19 protein-coding genes are annotated in these 18,868 nt (G+C 69.0%); 7 read left to right on the top strand and 12 right to left on the bottom strand.

The genetic code is table 11. The features are described 5' to 3' along the window. From JYG37_RS34455 to JYG37_RS34485, 7 genes are all read left to right on the top strand, one after another. The coding region (locus tag JYG37_RS34455) for a transporter associated domain-containing protein (RefSeq protein WP_283813280.1) at positions 1-171 on the top strand (171 nt) is incomplete at its 5' end. A gap of 116 nt (positions 172-287) precedes the next feature. Next, on the top strand, positions 288-1,565 hold the full coding sequence (locus tag JYG37_RS34460; protein WP_124630571.1) for a GspE/PulE family protein: 1,278 nt from the start codon (positions 288-290) through the stop codon (positions 1,563-1,565). Beyond that, positions 1,562-2,773, top strand: a complete 1,212-nt coding sequence (locus JYG37_RS34465) for a type II secretion system F family protein (protein WP_213347122.1) — start codon at positions 1,562-1,564, stop codon at positions 2,771-2,773. The genes JYG37_RS34460 and JYG37_RS34465 overlap by 4 nt, the downstream gene beginning before the upstream one ends. A gap of 46 nt (positions 2,774-2,819) precedes the next feature. Beyond that, positions 2,820-3,731, top strand: coding sequence for a prepilin peptidase (locus JYG37_RS34470; RefSeq protein ID WP_050013891.1), 912 nt, complete (start codon positions 2,820-2,822; stop codon positions 3,729-3,731). A 1-nt stretch (position 3,732) separates the two neighbouring features. Next, positions 3,733-4,341: a dephospho-CoA kinase gene (gene coaE, locus JYG37_RS34475; RefSeq protein ID WP_050013892.1), complete on the top strand. Its 609-nt coding sequence runs from the start codon at positions 3,733-3,735 to the stop codon at positions 4,339-4,341. 109 nt (positions 4,342-4,450) lie between these two features. Then, the gene (zapD, locus tag JYG37_RS34480) at positions 4,451-5,206 is read left to right on the top strand and encodes a cell division protein ZapD (RefSeq protein WP_050013893.1); all 756 of its coding nucleotides are present in this window, start codon (positions 4,451-4,453) and stop codon (positions 5,204-5,206) included. Positions 5,207-5,234: 28 nt separating this feature from the next. Continuing rightward, complete coding sequence (locus JYG37_RS34485) at positions 5,235-5,435, top strand: DNA gyrase inhibitor YacG (protein ID WP_011544509.1); 201 nt, start codon at positions 5,235-5,237, stop codon at positions 5,433-5,435. A gap of 179 nt (positions 5,436-5,614) precedes the next feature. On the opposite strand, the gene JYG37_RS34490 is transcribed toward JYG37_RS34485, so the two are convergent. The 12 genes from JYG37_RS34490 to mpl all read right to left on the bottom strand — a co-directional run bounded on the left by JYG37_RS34490 (position 5,615) and on the right by mpl (position 18,726). Continuing rightward, entirely contained in the window at positions 5,615-6,610 is a 996-nt protein-coding gene (locus JYG37_RS34490) for an arabinose ABC transporter substrate-binding protein (protein ID WP_050013854.1), read from the bottom strand. A gap of 111 nt (positions 6,611-6,721) precedes the next feature. Further along, positions 6,722-7,501, bottom strand: coding sequence for an SDR family oxidoreductase (locus JYG37_RS34495; RefSeq protein WP_213346082.1), 780 nt, complete (start codon positions 7,499-7,501; stop codon positions 6,722-6,724). Next, on the bottom strand, positions 7,501-8,178 hold the full coding sequence (locus JYG37_RS34500) for a 2-dehydro-3-deoxy-6-phosphogalactonate aldolase (RefSeq protein WP_050013856.1): 678 nt from the start codon (positions 8,176-8,178) through the stop codon (positions 7,501-7,503). Before JYG37_RS34500 ends, JYG37_RS34495 begins: the two co-directional genes overlap by 1 nt. A 22-nt stretch (positions 8,179-8,200) precedes the next feature. Next, positions 8,201-9,226, bottom strand: a complete 1,026-nt coding sequence (locus tag JYG37_RS34505; protein WP_050013857.1) for a 2-dehydro-3-deoxygalactonokinase — start codon at positions 9,224-9,226, stop codon at positions 8,201-8,203. Continuing rightward, positions 9,223-10,122 (bottom strand): IclR family transcriptional regulator, encoded by a 900-nt coding sequence (locus tag JYG37_RS34510; protein WP_050013858.1) that lies wholly within the window; start codon positions 10,120-10,122, stop codon positions 9,223-9,225. The genes JYG37_RS34505 and JYG37_RS34510 overlap by 4 nt, the downstream gene beginning before the upstream one ends. A 350-nt stretch (positions 10,123-10,472) precedes the next feature. Further along, positions 10,473-10,874, bottom strand: a complete 402-nt coding sequence (locus JYG37_RS34515) for an EF-hand domain-containing protein (protein WP_050013859.1) — start codon at positions 10,872-10,874, stop codon at positions 10,473-10,475. Positions 10,875-10,954: 80 nt separating this feature from the next. Then, on the bottom strand, positions 10,955-12,565 hold the full coding sequence (locus JYG37_RS34520; protein ID WP_176015577.1) for a S10 family peptidase: 1,611 nt from the start codon (positions 12,563-12,565) through the stop codon (positions 10,955-10,957). Positions 12,566-12,988: 423 nt separating this feature from the next. Then, positions 12,989-13,726 (bottom strand): monofunctional biosynthetic peptidoglycan transglycosylase, encoded by a 738-nt coding sequence (gene mtgA / locus JYG37_RS34525; RefSeq protein WP_089488161.1) that lies wholly within the window; start codon positions 13,724-13,726, stop codon positions 12,989-12,991. Positions 13,727-13,740: 14 nt separating this feature from the next. Next, positions 13,741-14,607: a shikimate dehydrogenase gene (gene aroE, locus JYG37_RS34530; RefSeq protein WP_050013862.1), complete on the bottom strand. Its 867-nt coding sequence runs from the start codon at positions 14,605-14,607 to the stop codon at positions 13,741-13,743. Further along, complete coding sequence (locus JYG37_RS34535) at positions 14,604-16,694, bottom strand: RNB domain-containing ribonuclease (protein ID WP_050013863.1); 2,091 nt, start codon at positions 16,692-16,694, stop codon at positions 14,604-14,606. Before JYG37_RS34535 ends, aroE begins: the two co-directional genes overlap by 4 nt. Before the next feature lie 80 nt (positions 16,695-16,774). Then, complete coding sequence (locus JYG37_RS34540) at positions 16,775-17,344, bottom strand: YqiA/YcfP family alpha/beta fold hydrolase (RefSeq protein WP_050013864.1); 570 nt, start codon at positions 17,342-17,344, stop codon at positions 16,775-16,777. Beyond that, positions 17,341-18,726: a UDP-N-acetylmuramate:L-alanyl-gamma-D-glutamyl-meso-diaminopimelate ligase gene (gene mpl / locus JYG37_RS34545; protein WP_050013865.1), complete on the bottom strand. Its 1,386-nt coding sequence runs from the start codon at positions 18,724-18,726 to the stop codon at positions 17,341-17,343. The genes JYG37_RS34540 and mpl overlap by 4 nt, the downstream gene beginning before the upstream one ends. Positions 18,727-18,868 lie beyond the last annotated feature (142 nt).

The raw sequence follows: 18,868 nt of genomic DNA on the forward strand, positions 1-18,868 counted from the left end.
ACGCTGAACGGACTGGTACTCGAGATCCTCGAGGAAATTCCGGAAGACGACGTGTGCCTGAAAATCGGCGACGTGATGCTCGAGGTGATGCGCAGCGACGATCAGGCAGTACGCACCGTCAAGCTCTTCAAGCCGCGCGGCACGCGCACCGTGCGCGCCGCCTCGCGCTAGGGCCGGTTCACGCTAATAACGGGCTAGCGCTAGCCGAACGGCCGACTGCCGGCGCTGGCCGCGACGCGCGATGATCTGCGCATCACGGTCAACTGGCGGCCAGCGTGCCGGCTCACATGCACTTTCCTTCCTCCGCGGCGTCGCTACACGCGCGGTCGGCGCCCGCGCACGCCGACGCGCCGCCCGCCGACACGCCCCATGCACTCGATGCGGCCCAGCTCGACGATGCCCCCGCCGTACGGCTGCTGACGGACACGCTGCACGCGGCGCGCGTGCGCGACGCGTCGGACATCCACGTCGAGCCGTTCGAAGCCGGCTGGCGCATCCGTCTGCGCATCGACGGCGTGCTGCATGAACACGCGCGACCGCCGCTGCACCTGCGCGATGCGCTCGTCACGCGGATCAAGGTGCTCTCGCGCATGGACATCGCCGAGCGGCGGCTTCCGCAGGACGGCCGGCTGCGCATCGCGATCGACGGCGGCACGCGCGGCGACTATCGTGTCAGTTCGCTGCCCACGCTGTTCGGCGAAAAGCTCGTGCTGCGGCGGCTCGAAACGCTGCCGCCCGATCTCACGCTGGCCAACCTCGGCTTCGATGCGCGGCAGGCGGCCGCGATGGAGGCCGCGATCCGCGCGCCGCATGGCCTCGTGCTCGTCACGGGCCCGACCGGCAGCGGCAAGACGCTGTCGCTCTACTGCGCGCTGCAAATGCTCGATCGCGACGCGCACAACGTCTGCACGGTCGAGGATCCCGCCGAGATCCAGCTCGACGGAATCAATCAGGTCGGCGTCGCCGACAAGGCGGGGCTCACGTTCGCGACGGCGCTGCGCGCGCTGTTGCGACAGGACCCGGACGTCATCATGGTCGGCGAGATTCGCGATGCGGAGACGGCCGACGTCGCGATCAAGGCCGCGCAGACCGGCCATCTCGTGTTGTCGACGCTGCACACGAACGACGCGCCGGCAGCCGTCGCGCGGCTGCTCGACATCGGCGTCGCGCCGTACAACCTCGCCGCCGCGCTGCACCTCGTCACCGCGCAACGCCTCGTCCGGCGCCTGTGCGTTCACTGCCGCGCGCCTTCGGACGCATCGGCGCGCGCGCTGCGGGAATCCGGCTGCGACCCGGCGGCGCTGGCGGCCGGCTGGCGGCCGTTCGTCGCGCGCGGCTGTTCCGCCTGTCACGGGATCGGCTATCGCGGCCGCATCGGCCTGCATCAGACGATGCCGGTCTCGCCCGCGCTGGCCGAGCGCATCGTCGCGCGGGCGAGCGTCGGCGAACTCGCGCACTGCGTGGCGGCCGAAGGCGTGCGCACGCTACGCGACGCGGCATTCGCGCGCGTCATGGACGGCACGACGAGCCTCGCGGAAGCCGTCGCCGCCACCCCCGCCGCGTGAACGTGCGCACGCCGCCGCGCGAAACCCGCTTCGCATGGCGCGGCCGCCATCGCGACGGCTCTCCACGCCGCGGGATCGTCATCGCGTTCGACGCCTCGGCCGCGCGCGCCACGCTCGCGCGCGACGGCATCGCGGTACTGTCGCTCGACGTCCGCGGGCCGGCCCGTCCGCCTACGGCGGCCGCGCGCGACATCACGCGCTTCACGCGCCAGCTCGCGAGCCTGCTGCAGGCCGGCCTGCCGCTCGCGCCGTCGCTCGAGATGCTCGCGCGCACCCGCACGCGCGACGGCGTGCCGCGCATTGCCGCGGGTCTCGCCCGCGAGATCGTCGGCGGCCGGCGCTTCGCCGATGCGCTCGCACGCTATCCATCGCAATTCGGCACGCTGTATCGTCAGTTGATCGAGGTCGGCGAAGCGTCCGGTTCGCTCGGCGTCGTGCTGACACGGGTCGCGGAACACCGCGAGCGCGCCGATGCGCAATGGCGCAAGCTGCGCGCCGCACTCGCGTATCCGGCCGCCGTCATCCTGTTCGGGCTCGCGATCTCCGCTGCATTGATGATGTGGGTCGTGCCGACCTTCCGGCAGATCTTCGACGGTTTCGGGGCCGCGCTGCCCGCGCCGACCCGCGCGCTGCTCGCGCTGTCCTCCGCGCTGTCGGCGTGGGGCGGCGTACTCCTGGCCGGCGCGGCCGCCACGGGCCTTGCCGCGCGGCACGCGCTGCGGCGCTCGGCCGCGCTGCGTCACGCGCTCGCGCGGCGCCTGCTGCGCGCTCCGCTCGCAGGCAGCGCGCTCGAGCGATACGCTGCCGCACGCTGGTGCCGCTCGCTGGCGACCCTGCTCGGCGCCGGCGTGCCGCTCGCCGATGCGCTCGCCACGCTGGAGCGCACGGCCGGCCACCCGGTGTTCGCGCACGCCACCGCGCACATCGCCGCACGCGTGTTGCGCGGCGTACGTCTGGCCGATGCGATGCATTCGGCCGGCTGCTTTCCGGACGACGTCGTGCAGCCGATCGCCGTCGCCGAGGAAACCGGTGCGCTCGACACGATGCTTGCCGACATCGCCGCGCTGTGCGAACGCCAGCTGGACGCGCGCCTCGATGCGCTCGCGGCGCTCGGCGAACCGTTGATCGTGATCGTGCTGGGCGCACTCGTCGGCGGTCTCGTGATCGCGATGTATCTGCCGATCCTTCAACTCGGCAACGTGGTGTAGCATCGCAACCGATTCTGTCGCCTTTTAAGTCCGAACCTTGAGCCTCATGACGCCCGCGCCCCTGTCCGCCGTTTCCGATTCGCCCGAGAGCACGCTGCTCGCGCTGGCGATGCTGCCGCCCGCGCTGCAGTATGCGTTCGCGGTCGTCGTCGGCCTTTGCATCGGCAGCTTCCTGAACGTGGTCGTGCACCGGTTGCCCGTGATGATGCAGCGCGCATGGCAGGCCGAGATCGCCGAGGCGACGGGCACCGCGAGCGCCCCGCCCGACGACGGTTATCCGCCGCGCTACGATCTGTGGCGCCCGCGCAGTGCCTGCCCGCATTGCGGCCACGTATTGCGCGCGTGGGAAAACATCCCGCTCGTCAGCTACCTGATGCTGCGCGGGCGCTGCCGGCGCTGCGGCCATGCGATCGGCATCCGCTACGTGCTCGTCGAGATCGCGTGCGCAGGGCTCGCCGCCGGCTCGCTCGCGGCGTTCGGCCCGACCGTCGCCGCGCTTGCCGCGTTCGCGTTGTGCGCGGCGCTGCTCTCGATGAGCGCGATCGATATCCGGACCGGCTACCTGCCCGACTCGATGACGCTGCCGCTGCTGTGGGCAGGGCTCGTGCTGAACCTCGGCGGCACCTTCACGTCGCTGCGCTCGGCCGTGATCGGCGCGATGGCCGGCTACCTGTTCCTGTGGTCGATCTACTGGCTGTTCAAATGGCTGCGCGGCATCGAGGGCATCGGTTTCGGCGACCTGAAGCTGCTTGCCGCGCTCGGCGCATGGATGGGCTGGGCCGCGCTGCCGCAGGTCGTGCTGTTCGCGGCGGTGACCGGCGCGATCGTCGGGCTCGTCGCAACCTGGCGCGGCCGCATGCGCTTCGAGGAGCCGATTCCGTTCGGCCCGTTCCTCGCGGCCGGCGGCGTCGCCACGCTGTTTTTCGGCACCCCTTTCTATGCGGCGCTCGGAGGCTGACATGTTTTCCGTAGGACTCACGGGCGGCATCGGCAGCGGCAAGACGACCGTTGCCGACCTGTTCGGCGCCCGTGGCGCATCGCTCGTCGATACCGACCTGATTGCCCACCGCATCACCGCGCCGGGCGGCCTCGCGATGCCCGCGATCGAGCAGGCTTTCGGTCGCGACTTCGTGGCCGCCGACGGCTCGCTCGATCGCGCGAAGATGCGCACGCTGATCTTCAGCGACGACGCCGCGCGCCGGCGCCTCGAAGCGATCACGCATCCGCTGATCCGCGCGGAGACCGATCGCGACGCGCGCAAAGCGCGGGGTCCGTACGTAATGTTCGTCGTGCCGCTGCTCGTCGAGTCGGGCACCTGGAAGGCGCGCAGCGATCGCGTGCTCGTCGTCGACTGCCCGGTCGAAACGCAGATCGCGCGCGTGATGCGGCGCAACGGTTTCACGCGCGAACAGGTCGAAGCGATCATCGCGCGACAGGCGTCGCGCGAAGCCCGCCTCGCGGCGGCCGACGACGTGATCGTCAACGACGCGCTCACGCCCGACGCGCTCGCCGCGCAGGTCGATGCACTGCACCAACGCTATGTCGAATTCGCGGCCGCCGCGCACTGAGCATCGCGCGCAATCGTGATGGTGTACGAAATTGGCGCGTTGCTAGGGTAGAGAGGGGGCATTAGAATGTCCTTCATTGTTTCAATCCCTACCCAAGAGGCGAGCGCGCTTGATTCTTTACGAGTATCCGTTCAACGAGCGAATTCGCACGCTGTTGCGTCTCGAAGATCTGTTCGAGCGCTTCACGTTCTTTTTGGCTCAGGAGGACCCGCGTGAACACCACGTCGCGCTGACGACGCTGTTCGAAATCGCCGAGGTAACGGGCCGCGCGGACCTGAAATCGGATCTGATGAAGGAGCTCGAACGTCAACGCCAGACGCTCGCCCCCTTTCGCGGCAATCCGGGCATCGAGCAGAACGCGCTCGAGGCCGTGCTCGGCGAAATCGAGCAGACGCTCGCGAATCTCGCGCAGATGCAGGGCAAGACCGGCCAGCACCTCGTCGACAACGAGTGGCTCGCCAGCATCCGCAGCCGCGCGGTGATTCCGGGCGGTACCTGCAAGTTCGACCTGCCGTCGTACTACGCGTGGCAGCAATGGCCTGCGGAGCAGCGGCGCCAGGACATCGCGAAGTGGGTCCTGCCGATGCTGCCGTTGCGCGACGCCGCGGCGATCGTGCTGCGGCTCGCGCGCGAATCGGGTCAGGCGTCGAAGGTCATGGCGATGCAGGGCAGCTACCAGCAGATGCTGTCCGGCCGCACCTACCAGCTGATGCAGGTACGGGTGCCGCCGGAGCTGCGCGTCATTCCCGAGGCGAGCGCCAACAAATACATGCTGTGGGTGCGGTTCACCATGCAGGACGGCGATGTACGGCCGCGCGCGGTGGACATCGACGTGCCGTTCCATCTGACACTGTGTAATCTGTAACGGCCACGTGCCGGATCGATGCTTTCGTATGACTACCGTTGTGAAATGTCCTTCGTGCGGCGCCGAAGTGCGCTGGACGCCTGAAAACAAGTTCCGTCCCTTCTGTTCGGCCCGCTGCAAGCAGCTCGACCTCGGCGCATGGGCCGCGGAAAAGTATCGGATCGGCGGCGCCTCCGACGAGGGTCCGTCGTCGGAAGAAGACGGCACGGACAACCGCCGCGACAGCTGAGCGGCGCGCGACGCCGCCGTCCGCTGATATGGCCCGCGTTTCAGGCGGGCCGCGGGGGGGGGGGGGGGGGGGCCCGGGGGGGGGGGGGCGGGGCGCGGCCCCCCCCCCCCCCCCCCCCCCCCACCACCCCCCCCCCCCCCCCCCCCCCCCCGGGGGCGCGGCGCCCCCCCCCGGGCCGCTTACTTCGACGCGAGCCCCATCTCCTCGCGCACCTTCGACACGTTGTCGCGCGTCGCGAGCATGCCCGTCGTCAGCGTCAACGGCGGCGGCGCCTTGCCCTGCGTGATCCACGTGTACATCAGGTCCGAGGTTTCCTCGCCGTGGCGCTTCGGGCTGATGATCACGGTGCCGTAGAAGCCCGTCGGCTGCGGCTTCTTGAACTCGTTCAACGCCGAATCGGAACCGCCGATGCCGATGCCGATCATGTTGTCGGCCTTGAAGCCGCGCCCTTCGGCCGCGCGCACCGCGCCGAGCACGGCCTCGTCGTTCAGGCCGTACGCGACCCAGTGCTTGAACTGCGGGTTCTTCGTGAGCGCGATGTTCGCCGCGTTGAACGCGTTCTCGGTATCGGTCTTCGCCTGCGGCGCCGCGATCACGTTCGCCTTCGGGAAGCCCGCGGCGACCAGCGCGTCGGTCGCGCCGCTCGTGCGGTCGTGCGCGGTCGGCAGCTGCTCGTAGGTGATGTCGATCGCGCCGACGTCCTTCATGTCCCAGCCGCGCTTCTTGATCTCGGCCGCGATGCCGTCGCCGACCTGCTTGCCGATGTTGTACGCGGAAATTCCCATGTGCGGCACCGCGTCGATCGGCTTGCCCGCGCCGTCGACGAGGCGGTCGTCGACCGTCATCATCTTCAGGTTGTGCGACTTCGCCTTCGCGACGATGCCCGGCCCGAGTTTCACGTCGGGCGTGCAGATGATGAAGCCCTGCGCCTTCTGCGCGGACAGGTTGTCGATCGCGCTCATCACCTTCTCGCCGGACGGCGCGCCGATCTTCACGAGCGTGAAGCCCTTCTGCTTCGCGGCGATCTCGGCGAATTTCCACTCGTCCTGGAACCACGGCTCTTCCGGCTGCTTCACCAGGAAGCCGATCTTGACCGGGTCGGCCGCGTGCGCGACCGGGCTGCCCATCACCACCGCGGCCGCGGCGGCCAGCGTTACGAACGTTCTGCGTTTCATCTCCAGTGTCTCCTTGTTTTCATCGAACAGGATGCAGCCGCTTGTTGGTTTCGACGCAGCGTGCGCGCGGCCGTCGCACGTGCGGTCTTTCGAATCGTTGCGTCAATCGTGTCAGTCGTGATACAGCGCCGCGCGCCCGCCATCGACGGTGATGCACGCGGCATTGATGAACGGCGCCTCGTCGGACGCGAGGAACACGGCCGTCATCGCGACCTCCTCCGGTTTTCCGATGCGCTTCATCGGCTGCAGCGCGAGCGTATCGGCGCGCGCGGCGGCCGGATCGGGTTGCGCGTCCCACCAGTCGCGCGTCAGTTGCGTCTCGATGTAGCCCGGCGCGATCGCGTTCACGCGTACGTTGCGCGCCGCGTATTCGATGCCGAGCGCACGCGTCAAGCCGAGCACGCCGTGCTTCGCGACCGGGTACGGAAAGCAGCCCGGGATGATCCTGAATGCATGCGTCGACGCGATGTTCACGATGCTGCCGCGACCGCGCTCGACCATGCCCTCCAGCGCCGCGCGGCAGCCGTGCCACACGCCGTCGAGATCGACCGCGAAGCAGCGGCGCCAATCGTCGTCGGTCATCGTCAGCGGATCGGCGAACACGTTGATGCCCGCGTTGTTCACGAGCACGTCGAGCGGGCCGAACGCCGCTTCCGTCTGCGCGAGCGCGTCGCGCACCGCCTGCTGCCGCGCGACGTCCGCCTGCAGCGGCAGCACGCGCGCGCCGTCGCATTCGCGTGCGATCGCGGCGGCCGTGTGCTGCGCCTGCGGGAAGTCGAGATCGACGAGCGCGACGGCCGCGCCTTCGCGCACGAACGCACGCGCGATCGCGGCGCCGATGCCACGGCCCGCACCCGTCACCATCGCGACCTTGCCCGCGAGGCGGCCCATCATGCGGCTCCGCCGCGCGCGATGCGCAAGCCGGCCTGGAACGCGCGCGCATTCGCCGCGGTCGCATCCGCCGACTGGCCGGGACGGTACAGCGCCGAGCCGAGCCCGAAGCCGTTCGCGCCGGCGTCGAGGAACGGCTGCATGTTGTCCGGCGCGATCCCGCCGACCGGAATCAGCGGCACCGCACGGTCGATCACCGCGCGCCAGGCCTTCACGACCGTCACGCCGAGCTGCTCGGCCGGGAACATCTTCAGCACGTCGGCGCCATTCGTCAGCGCCGCGAACGCTTCGGTCGGCGTCGCGACGCCCGGCGCGCTCGCGAGCCCGCGCTCGCGCGCGCGGCGGATCACGGCCGCGTCGCTGTGCGGCATCACGATCAGCGCGCCGCCCGCGTCCTGCACGCGGTCGACGTACTCGGCGCGCAGCACGGTGCCCGCGCCGACGATCATGTCGTCGGGCAGCGCACGCCGCAGCGCAGCGATGCTGTCGAACGGCTCCGGCGAGTTGAGCGGCACCTCGACGATCCGGAAGCCGGCTTCGTACAGCGCACGGCCATGGTCGGCCGCTTCGGCAGGCGTGATGCCGCGCATGATCGCGATCAGCGGACACGCGTCGAACGCACGCATCAATGCGGCGTGGGGCATGTACGGTGCGGGCAAGGTCAGGTCGGACGGCATCGGCAATTCCTCTTCAAGCAGTTCACTGGTCGGCACAGACGGGCTCGCCGTCCGCGCGCACGAGCCCGGCGCGCGACGCGATCCGCCACAGGCCGCGCTCGGTCGCATGCGGGGCGACACGCGCATGCATATGGCCGAATACCCGGAGCGCATCGACGTAGCGCGAACACAAAGCGTCGTCGCCGATCAGCAGCAGCGGCTGGTCCGCGAGCGCGATGCCGCGCTCCGCGAGCATCGCGTCGAGCGCGTTCAGCTCATGGCCGATCAGCAAGCCGGACAGATAGTCGCCCTGCGCATCGGGGGCGAGCCGGTCGGTCAGCCCCAGCGTGCGCGTGCTGAAAATCGTCGCGAGCAGGCCCGTGCGCTGCGCGCCGCGGGCGACTGCCACGCCGCGCAAGAACGCCGCGCGATCGGGTGATTCGCCCGCGCGCATCGTGCGGCCGAGGATCGTGTGGTCGCGCAATACCGCGAACAGCTCGCCGGTCATGAAGGTCTGGAAGCGTTCGATCAGGCCGTCCTTCACCCACGCCCATTTCGCATGCGTGCCCGGCAGGCCGATCAGTACCCCTGAACGATCAGCGCCAAGCGTGGGATCGCTCGCAAGCGCGCCGACGATCTGCGTTTCTTCGCCGCGCATCACGTCGGGCAATTCGCCCGTCGCGATCACGCCCGGCACGATCGAAACCGTCGTGCCGCGCGCCGTCGTCACGGTGATGAGACCTGCGACGAGCGCGTCGGCGCCGGCCGGCACCGCGACGTACGGCGCTTCGCGCCAGCCCTGCGCGCTGCCGACCATCCCGGCGGCGAGCACCGGCAGGCCGGGCGTGCGGTCGAGCCAGTCGCCGCACGCTTCCTCGAACACCGCGTCGAACGCACGCGCGCCGCCGCCCGGCACGTGCATCACGCCGGCCGCCCGGCTGCGCGTGTCGATCGGCACGCCGTGCGCGTCGTACAGATACGCGCGCAGCGACGTGGTGCCCCAGTCGAGCGCGATCAGCGACGGGGAGGCGGAACTGGCATCCGGAACGGGCCGGGTCGAAGTCGTCATCGTTTGATCCTGCGGGTACCCTGCGGCGGGCTCCAGCCCAGCTCCGCGGAAATGGCTCGCGCTTCGCGCTGCACGAGCGGAATCAGTTCGTCCATGCGGTCGTGCGGCATGTACGGAATCGTGCTCGCGACCGACACCGCCGCGACGATCGCACCCGATGCGTCGCGGATCGGCGCGGCCACGCAGCGGATCGACGCCTCGTTTTCCTCGAGATCGAACGTATAGCCGCCGGCCGCGTAATGGGCCATGCGCTGCAGGAACGCGCTCGTCTCGGGCCGGTTGTCGGGCTTGAAGTTGACGCCGGCCAGCGCGCGCCGCGCGGCTTCGAACAGCGAGCGCCACAGATCCGGATCGAGGTCGAGCATCATCGCCTTGCCGATGCCGGTCGACGCGAGCGGCATCCGGTGGCCGACGCGCGAGCGCATCTCAAGGCCGCGCGTGCCGGGAATCTTGTCGATGTACAGCACGTCGTCGCCGTCGCGCACGCCGAGATGGATCGTGTCGAGCGTCGCTTCCGCGAGTGCTTCCAGATGCGGGCGCGCCACCGCGGTCAGCGGCATCTGCTCGAGCGCGATCGTGCCGAGCTCGATCAGCTTCGGGCCGAGCAGGTAGCCGCCCTGCACCTGGCGCAGATAGCGCGCCTGCACGAGGCTGCTGACGAGACGGTGCGTCGTGCTGCGCGTCGTGCCGAGCGCGGCGCCGATCGCGCGCATGTCGCGCGCACCGTTCGCGATCGCCTCGAGGATCGCGAGGCCGCGCAGCAGCGTCTGCGTGCCGGCCTGCTGCGCGGCGAGGTCGAGCGGCGTGCTGGTCGCGCCGATGCTGTCGGTCAGCGACGGTTCGGCCGGCATCGCACGCCGGGCGTCGAGGGCAAGAGAGTCTGGCATCTTGGTCATGGAACGGGGCGTCTTCAACGGAATCGGTGAAGCCGCTCGCGCGGCGCCGGAACTGCGTCCGGTGCGGCGGCGTGGCGGCGGTCGATGCACCGAGTAAAGCGCCCGGCGAACTTCATGGAAGGTGTCTCCGTGTGCGACGGGCGCCGCGCGATGCGTGGGTCCGAAGCTGTCGATGTGCTTCGGATTGTAGGAGCGCACGCACTCGTCTCCAATATTTGAGTGCGTTGTCCAGATAATGAGAATTCAGGCGGGATAGGCAGCGGGCTCGCTGCGCCGGCCGCGCCATGCATACGGGGGCGGGACCTGCCGTGTCGCAGGTTCCGCCCCCGTTTGTTCATGCCGTACCGCGCTTACTGCTGGCTCGTGCTGCGCGCCTGCATGTAGCGCTGGACGTCGGCGAACGACACACGGCCGCTGCCGCCCGCGTCGATCTGCCGGAAGTGGTTCGCGACATAGCCGAGGCCGGCCGCGCGCGCCTGCGACTCGGTGATCGAACCCGTGTTCTGCGTGTCGGCCGCGCTGAACTGCCGCGCGAGCTTGCGCACCACCTGCGCATGCAGCGCGGCGCCGGTGGTCTGCGTGCCGGCGGTCGCGTGGCGCGCGGCCGGCGGCACGTACGGATCGCCGAGCTGCGCCTGGCGCGCACGCGCCGGTGCGGCAGCGGCGTCGCTCGCCTGCGCGAACGCGGAAACGGATGCGGCGGCGCCGACGCATGCGAGCGCCGCGGCAACGACGATGAAACGATTCTTCATGTCAGGCTCCAGTCTGGAATGAGGTCGTCGACTGCCGGCGAGCGGCGCCGCCGAGGGCGCCCGTCGCCGGCGTGGCGCAATCAGTGCGCGGCCACGTTGTAGAAGGTCACGAGGTCGGCTTTCTCCTGCGGACGCGACGTATCGTCGAGATAGACCATGTGCCCGCCCTGATAGTCCTTGATCGTCAGGTTCGGTTGCGTGCCGAGCCGCGCGAGGTCGAGCTCGGTCTGGTAGAACGGCGTCGCGATGTCGTGATAGCCGTTCAGCGACAGCACCTTCAGCGCCGGGTTCAGCGTCAGCGCCGCGGCCAGATCGGGGATCGTGTCGGGCATCGCGAGGCCGTCGTGCGTCCAGTCCCACGTGTTGATCGCATTGCTGCTCACCGAGTAGGCCGACTGCGCGGTGTACTTCAGCTCGTTCGGCAGGTAGCTGCCGATCGTGTCGGTGAACGGCTTCGTGATGAACGAGCTGGACGGATCGCCGTCGGCCGCGAGCGGGCTCGACACGGGCACGTTCACGCGTGCGTCATAGCGGCCGATCAGCGTGCCCGGCACCAGCGACAGCTGGAAGCTGTTGTCGAAGAAGGTCGGGACCACGTTGAAGTCCGCATTCCACAACGCCTGCTTCACGCCGGTCGAATTCGCCATCGTCGTGACGAGATTCGGCGGCGGCGGCGTATGGCTCGCGAGGTACGCGTTCACGGCGGGCGCGTAGCTGCCGGCCGTCAGCAGCCGCATCTGGTCCGCATACTGCGGCAGGTTCGACGGGTTCGGGTTGTCGAGCTGGTAATACGCGCCGACCGTGCCATACGACGGCACGAAGCCCGCGCAACTCACCGGGCTCGCGCCGTTGTTCGAGTTGCCGACATAGTCGCTCGCCATGTCGCAGTTCGTGTTGTAGTTCAGGATCGACGACTGCAGCACGATGCCGTCGAGCTTCACGCCGGCCGTCTCGAGCAGGTTCGCGAGCACGTCGGTGCGCGGCGTCCCGTACGATTCGCCGAACAGGTATTTCGGCGAATCGTTGCGCTGGTTCACGCTCAGGTAGCGCGTCACGAAATCGCGGAACGCGCCGGCGTCCTGGTCGACGCCCCAGAACGTCTGGTTCGTGTTCGGCGCGACCGCTTCCGAGAAGCCGGTGCCGATCGCATCGACGAACACGAGGTCGGTCGTGTCGAGCAGGGTTTCCTGGTTGTCGACGAACGGGAACGTCGACGCGTTCGCGTTCGGGTCGCCGGTCTGGATCCGGCGCGGGCCGAACGAGCCGAGGTGCAGCCACACCGACGCCGAGCCGGGGCCGCCGTTGTACAGGAACGTGACGGGCCGCTTCGCCGCGGGCTGGTTGTCGGCCGTGTACGCGACGTAGAAGAACGAGGCCTCGGGCGCGCCCGTCTGCGGATTGCGTGCGACGAGGTGGCCGGCCGTGGCCGTGTACCGGATCGTCTTGCCGTTCAGCGTGATCTGATGGTGCGTGACGGCGGCCTTTTCGACCGCGGTGGAGGCATCGAGCGACGCGTTCGCGCTCGACGAATAACTGTTTGGATCGTTGTACGCGCGGTCGACCTGACCGGCAGGGTCGGCTGAATTGGCGGCGCTCGCTGCAGACGACGACGTCACGTCGTCATTGCAGGCCGTCAGTATCAGCGAAGAACACACCACTCCCAACAACAGCTTCGCTTTGCTCGCTGGCATCGTTGCGTCCCTTCTCGCATGTTTTTTTGTCGAGCAGCCGGATAAGCCGCCCCCCGCCTCGATTGCGGCCGATGAGCCGAGGCGCCGGCCAATATACGCGAGCCCGCCGGCTTTGAAAAATTTGGAAATATTCGGCGCGCAAGCAGTGCAGCGCACACCTTTCAGGAATGCTTCGATTCGCGAAACGTTGCATTTCACGTCGCTTTCATCGACTTTCGCGTTTACTGGTAACGACTAAAAAAGCACCCGTTTCGTGCGATGACGCTCAACAAAAACATGCACTCGCCGATATTGCTCAGCAAAGCGAAATAGACGAATTCGTCTAAAGGATGCGGCCCGAAAGGGTGATGACACGAATGCGCTGCAACGCAGCAATCCTGCGCGAACGGCAGAACGGACAACGCAGCGATGCGGGCGCGCCGCTTACTCGGATTGCGGCAGCTCGGCCGCGCCCATCCGGCGTGCGATGATCGCCGCACGCTGCGCCTGGTAGGCCGAGCCGCGATGCGCATCGAACCAGCGCGGCTTCGGCAGCATCACCGCGAGACGCGCCGACTGCCACGCGCCGAGCCGGCTCGCGGGAATCTTGTAGTAATAGCGGGCGGCCGCTTCCGCGCCGTACACGCCGCGCCCCCATTCGACCGAATTCAGGTAGATCTCGAAAATGCGCTCCTTGTCGAGCACCGTTTCGAGCATCCACGTGATGATCAGCTCCTGCCCCTTGCGGATGTAGCTTTTCTCGCGCGACAGGAACAGGTTGCGTGCGAGCTGCTGCGTGATCGTCGAGCCGCCCGCGACGATCCTGCCGCGCGCCTTGTTCTTCTCCCACGCCTGCAGGATCGCGTCGACGTCGTAGCCGTTGTTGGTCGCGAAGGTCGAATCTTCGGACGCGATCAGCGCGCGCTTCAGGTTGCGCGAGATCTGGTCGTACGGCACCCACTGGTGCCGGATCTGCGCGGGCGGCGTGTCGCGCGACAGCCACCACGCGTCGGTGCGCATGAACGCGGTCGAGCCGGGATTCACGAACGACCACAGCGCGATCTGCGCGAGATAGAACAGCTGCGTCGCGAGCCACGCGAGCGCGAACACCGATCCCGCATAGACGATCCAGCGCGCGATGCTCACCGTCCGCGTGCGCTGCGTGCCGCTCACCGCCGCCACGTGCCGCGCTCCGTTCAGCTCGCCGCGAGCGCCTGGCGCAGCGCGGCCAGCACCGGTGCGCCGTCCGGCCGCACGCCGCGCCAGATGAAGAACGATTCGGCCGCCTGCTCGACCAGCATCCCGAGCCCGTCGGCCGTGCGCGCGCCGAGCGACGCCGCGTGCTGCATGAACACGGTCGGCTGCGCGCCGTACATCATGTCGTACGCGAGCGTGCCGGCGCCGAACGCGGCCGCGTCGCATTCCGGCAGCGCGGCATCGAGGCTGCCGGCCGTCGCATTGATCACCACGTCGTACGGCTCGGCCCGCACGACGCCGGGCCCGCCGCCCGCGAGCATGCAGCCCGCATCGTGCGCGGCCTGCATGAACTGGCCGACGAGCGCCTCGGCCTTGCTCGCGGTGCGATTGACGATTCCGATCGACAGCGGCGCGCGGTCGAGCAGCGGCAGCACGACACCGCGCGCGGCGCCGCCCGCGCCGAGCAGCAGGATGCGCGCACCCGCGAGCGACACGCCGAGATTCGCTTCGATGTCGCGCACGAGGCCCACGCCGTCGGTGTTGTCGCCGTAAAGGCGGCCGTCGGCGTCGATGCGCAGCGTGTTCACCGCGCCTGCCGCCGCCGCGCGCGGCGACAGCGTGTCGGCGAGCGCATGCGCGTCGAGCTTGAACGGCACCGTCACGTTCGCGCCGCGACCGCCTTCGGCGACGAACGCGCGCACGGCGGCCTCGAATCCGTCGACCGGCGCGAGCCGGTGCGCGTACTCGATCGGCTCGCCGGTCTGGGCGGCGAACTGCGCGTGGATGAACGGCGACTTGCTGTGCGCCACCGGGTTGCCGAACACGACATAGCGGTCCGTGCCGCTCGTCGACGCAACTGCGTTCATGATGCGCGTCCCTCTTCGCCGTCGTTGCCGCTCGCGGCTTCGCCGCCCTGTGCCGCCGCGTCGCCCGATTCGGCCAGCGCTTCGGCCTCGGTTTGCGCCGACGCGTCTTCCGCGTCGACCAGCGTGTCGTCGCCGCCTTCGGCATCATCCTCTTCGTCGGCCTCGGCCGTATCGCCGCTCGTCACGGTCGGCGCGTCGAGCACGTTCAGCAGACGCACCGACGCCTCGATCGTCAGTTCGTCGAGCGACATCACGTCGAGCAGCACGCGCGTGCCGCGCGCATGCACGCCGAGTCCCGGCACGTGCAGCAGCAGCGGGATTTCCTCGAGGCGCACGAGATCGCCCTTGACGACGCTCGCGACGACCTGCTTCTTCTGCTCCTGCTTGAGCCAGCGCAGGCACCAGAAGTACTCCATCCGGCGCTGGTAGTCGGCGTAGGCCGTGTACGTATCGTCGAAGCCCTGCACGACCGCGTAGAGATCGGCGTCCTTCGGCTTGAACGGCGCGGCGAGCTTCGCGGTGACGCCGTGCTGCACGCACGCGAGCAGTTGCCACTGGTTCACGAGGTCGACGTAGCGGCGCAGCGGCGACGTGCTCCACGCGTACTGCGCGACGCCGAGGCCTTCGTGCGGCGCGGCCGTCGTCTGCATCCGCGTGCGCTTCGGGCCCGGCGCGCCGAAGCCGCGCTGGGACCGGTAGATGCCGGGCACCGTGTGATCGTGCAGGAACGCGCCCCAGGTCGAGTTCGCGAGGATCGCGAGCTCCGACACGATCAGGTCGAGCGGCGAGCCGCGGCGGCGCGGCGTGATCGTCACGTGCTCGCCTTCGACGTAGAAGTTGTAGTCGGTGTTGCGCTGCACTTCGCGCTTCAGGCCGTAGCCCGCGCGCGCGACCTGGCGCTTCTCGAACAGCGCCTGCGCGAGCGGCCACAGCACGGCGATGTCGTCCTTGTGCGGGTAGTCGCCGGTGCCGGCCGCGAGCGTCTCTTCGTTGACGAGCTCGTCGAGCGTGTTGTGGCGCAGGTTGTTCTTCACGAACACGAGCTCGGCGCGGGTCTCGTTCGCGACGATGTCCTGCGTGTCGCGGTTCACGATGATGTACAGCGACAGCGCCGGCCGGTAATCGCCCTCTTTCAGCGTGAACACGTCGACGACGTCGTCCGGCAGCATCGTGATCTTGTCGCCCGGCATGTAGACGGTCGACAGCCGCGCGCGCGCGATCGCGTCGACCGGATCGCCGCGCACGATGCCGAGCGCCGGCGCCGCGATGTGCACGCCGATCCGCACCCGGCCGTCGGCCAGGTGCTCGACCGAGAAAGCGTCGTCGATTTCGGTCGTCGTGATGTCGTCGATCGAGAACGCCTCGACGTTCGCGCGCGGCAGGTCGTCCGGCAGCGGGCCGACCGTGACGGGCGGAAAGCCGGTGCCGTGCGGGAAAAATTCCGCGAGGAAGCGCGCTTCGTGCAGCGCACGCGGCGACTCGATGCCGCCGCAGTCGAGCATCAGCCGCGCCGGCGACACGCCGCGCGCGCCGGCCGCCGCTTCCATCGCCTTGTATTCGATCGAATTCTTGTCCGGCCGCGTCAGCAGCCCGAGCACCTTGCCCGCGAACGCTTCCGGCAGCTTGCCCGCCTTCAGCTCTTCTTCATACTGCGCCTGCACGAGCGCCTGCTGGCGCTTGCGCTCGAGCGACGCGAGCGCCATCTTGAGCTGCTCTTCCGGCGCGCGCTGGTACTGGCCGCGCCCCTTGCGGCGGAAATAGACGGGCGAGCCGTGCAGCCGCAGCACCAGCGCCGCGCGCTCGACCGGGCCGTACGTCGCGCCGAAGTATTCGGCGGCGAGCGCCGTATACGCGAACTCGTCGGCCGGCGCGCATTCCCACAGGAAGTCCAGATCGATCTGCTGCGCGGCCGTGTCGGCCTCCTGCATCAGTTCGCCTGCAGCCGGCTTGTCGAATTCGATCAGCACGTCTTTCGCGCGCACCTTCGCGCGCCGCCCGCCGGGCAACTCGACCTGAAATGCGTCGCCCTGGCGCGACAGCACGCTGCCCGCCTTGAAACTGCCCGATTCCTCGAAGAAAACGTTCACTCAGTACTCTCGTTCAGACTGCCGGGCGCCGCGTCGGCGGCGCCGCATGATGATGGGAATTCGATTGGCACGTGGCCGGTTTATGACGTCTTTCCGTCGCAAAACGCGAGAACGTCGTCGACATAGTCGGCAAATTCGCTGATTCCGTGGTCGCTGCCGTCGATCACGCGGGTTTTCGCGCCCGGGTAATGGGCGAGCATCTCGCGGTAATCGAGCACTTCGTCGCCGGTCGCCGCGAACAGATAGTAGCGGTCGGCGCGCGTGATCGCCGGCACGCGCAGCGCGTCGAGTTCGTGCAGGTGGCGGCGCTCGACGACGATCGTGCCGCCGCCGTGCCACAGCGGCTGCTCGCCCAGATGTTGTTCCAGATCCCGCTGCGGCACGATCGCCGGATTCAGCAGCACGGCTTTCCAGCCATGCTTTTCGGCGAGCCACGTCGCGTAATACCCGCCGAGCGAGCTGCCGATCACGGTCACGTCGCGTGCGCCCGCGACCTCGGCTTCCGCCACCGCGATCGCCTCCAGCGGCGACACCGACAGCGACGGGCACCGCCACTCGTCGGCGCGGCCGAGTTCGGCCATCCGCGCGGCGAGCAGCCGCGACTTCTGCGATTCCGGCGACGACCGGAAGCCGTGCAGATACAGGATCACGGGCGGCTCCCGAGCGCGTCGAGCAGCTTCTGGTGCACGCCGCCGAAGCCGCCGTTGCTCATCACGAGCACGTGGTCGCCCGGACGCGCGGCCTCGACCACCGCCTTCACCAGCAGATGCAGATCGTCGAATGCGCGCGCGCGCTCGCCGAGCGGCGCGAGCGCCTCGGCGAGATTCCAGCCGAGCGCATCGCGCCCGGTCGGCGCGCCGTAGCCGAACACGAGATCGGCATCGGCCAGGCTCGCCGGCAGTTGCGACTTCATCACGCCGAGCTTCATCGTGTTCGAGCGCGGCTCGAGCACGGCGAGGATGCGGGCATTCTGGCGGCCGATGCGCGCACGAAGACCGGCGATCGTGGTATCGATCGCGGTCGGATGGTGCGCGAAATCGTCGTAGACGGTCACGCCGTCCACGCTGCCGCGCACTTCCATGCGGCGCTTCACGTTGCGGAACGACGCGAGGGAAACCGCAGCCTGCGCCGGCGGCACGCCGACGTGGCGCGCGGCGGCGATCGCCGCGAGCGCGTTCATCCGGTTGTGGTCGCCCTGCACCTGCCACGCGACTTCGCCGACGCGCTCGGCTTGGCGATACACCGCGAAGCGTTCGTCGACCGGCACGCCGTCCTCGGCCGGCAGCGCCTGCCAGCCGCCGTCGACGCCGAAACGCTCGACCTCGCTCCAGCAGCCGCGCGCGAGCACGCGCTCGAGCGCATCCGAGCGGCCGTTCGTGACGATCCGCCCGACGCCCGGCACGGTGCGCACGAGATGGTGGAATTGCGTCTCGATCGCGGCGAGATCGGGGAAGATGTCGGCGTGATCGAATTCGAGGTTGTTCAGTACCGCGGTGCGCGGCCGGTAGTGCACGAACTTCGAGCGCTTGTCGAAGAATGCCGTGTCGTACTCGTCGGCTTCGATCACGAAGAAGCTCGAATCGGTGAGCCGCGCGGACACGCCGAAGTTCAGCGGCACACCGCCGATCAGGAAGCCCGGGTTCAGGCCGGCATCTTCCAGCAGCCATGCGAGCATCGACGACGTGGTCGTCTTGCCGTGCGTGCCCGCGACCGCGAGCACCCACTTGCCGGCGAGCACGTGCTCGCCGAGCCACTGCGGACCCGACACGTAAGGCAGGCCGCGATCGAGGATTGCCTCCATCAGCGGATTGCCGCGCGTGACGACGTTGCCGATCACGAACAGGTCCGGTTTCAGGTCGATCTGCTCGGCGCCGTAGCCCTCGATCAGCGTGATGCCCTGCGCCTCGAGCTGCGTGCTCATCGGCGGATAGACGCCCGCGTCGCAACCCGTCACCGTGTGGCCCGCCTCGCGTGCGAGTACGGCGAGACCGCCCATGAAGGTGCCGCAGATGCCAAGAATGTGGATGTGCATAGAGGAATGCTTTCGCGCCGCCGGGCGCCGTCGATTCGGAAAGGATGCGTGTGCGGCGCGCCGGCGAGGCCGTCCGGCCGGCGCCCGGCCAACGACCTGGCCGCGACACAAAGAGCAGTATTGTAACTGACGGCCTGCGATG

The organism is Burkholderia sp. LAS2, from assembly GCF_018417615.1.
Lineage (GTDB): Bacteria > Pseudomonadota > Gammaproteobacteria > Burkholderiales > Burkholderiaceae > Burkholderia > Burkholderia sola.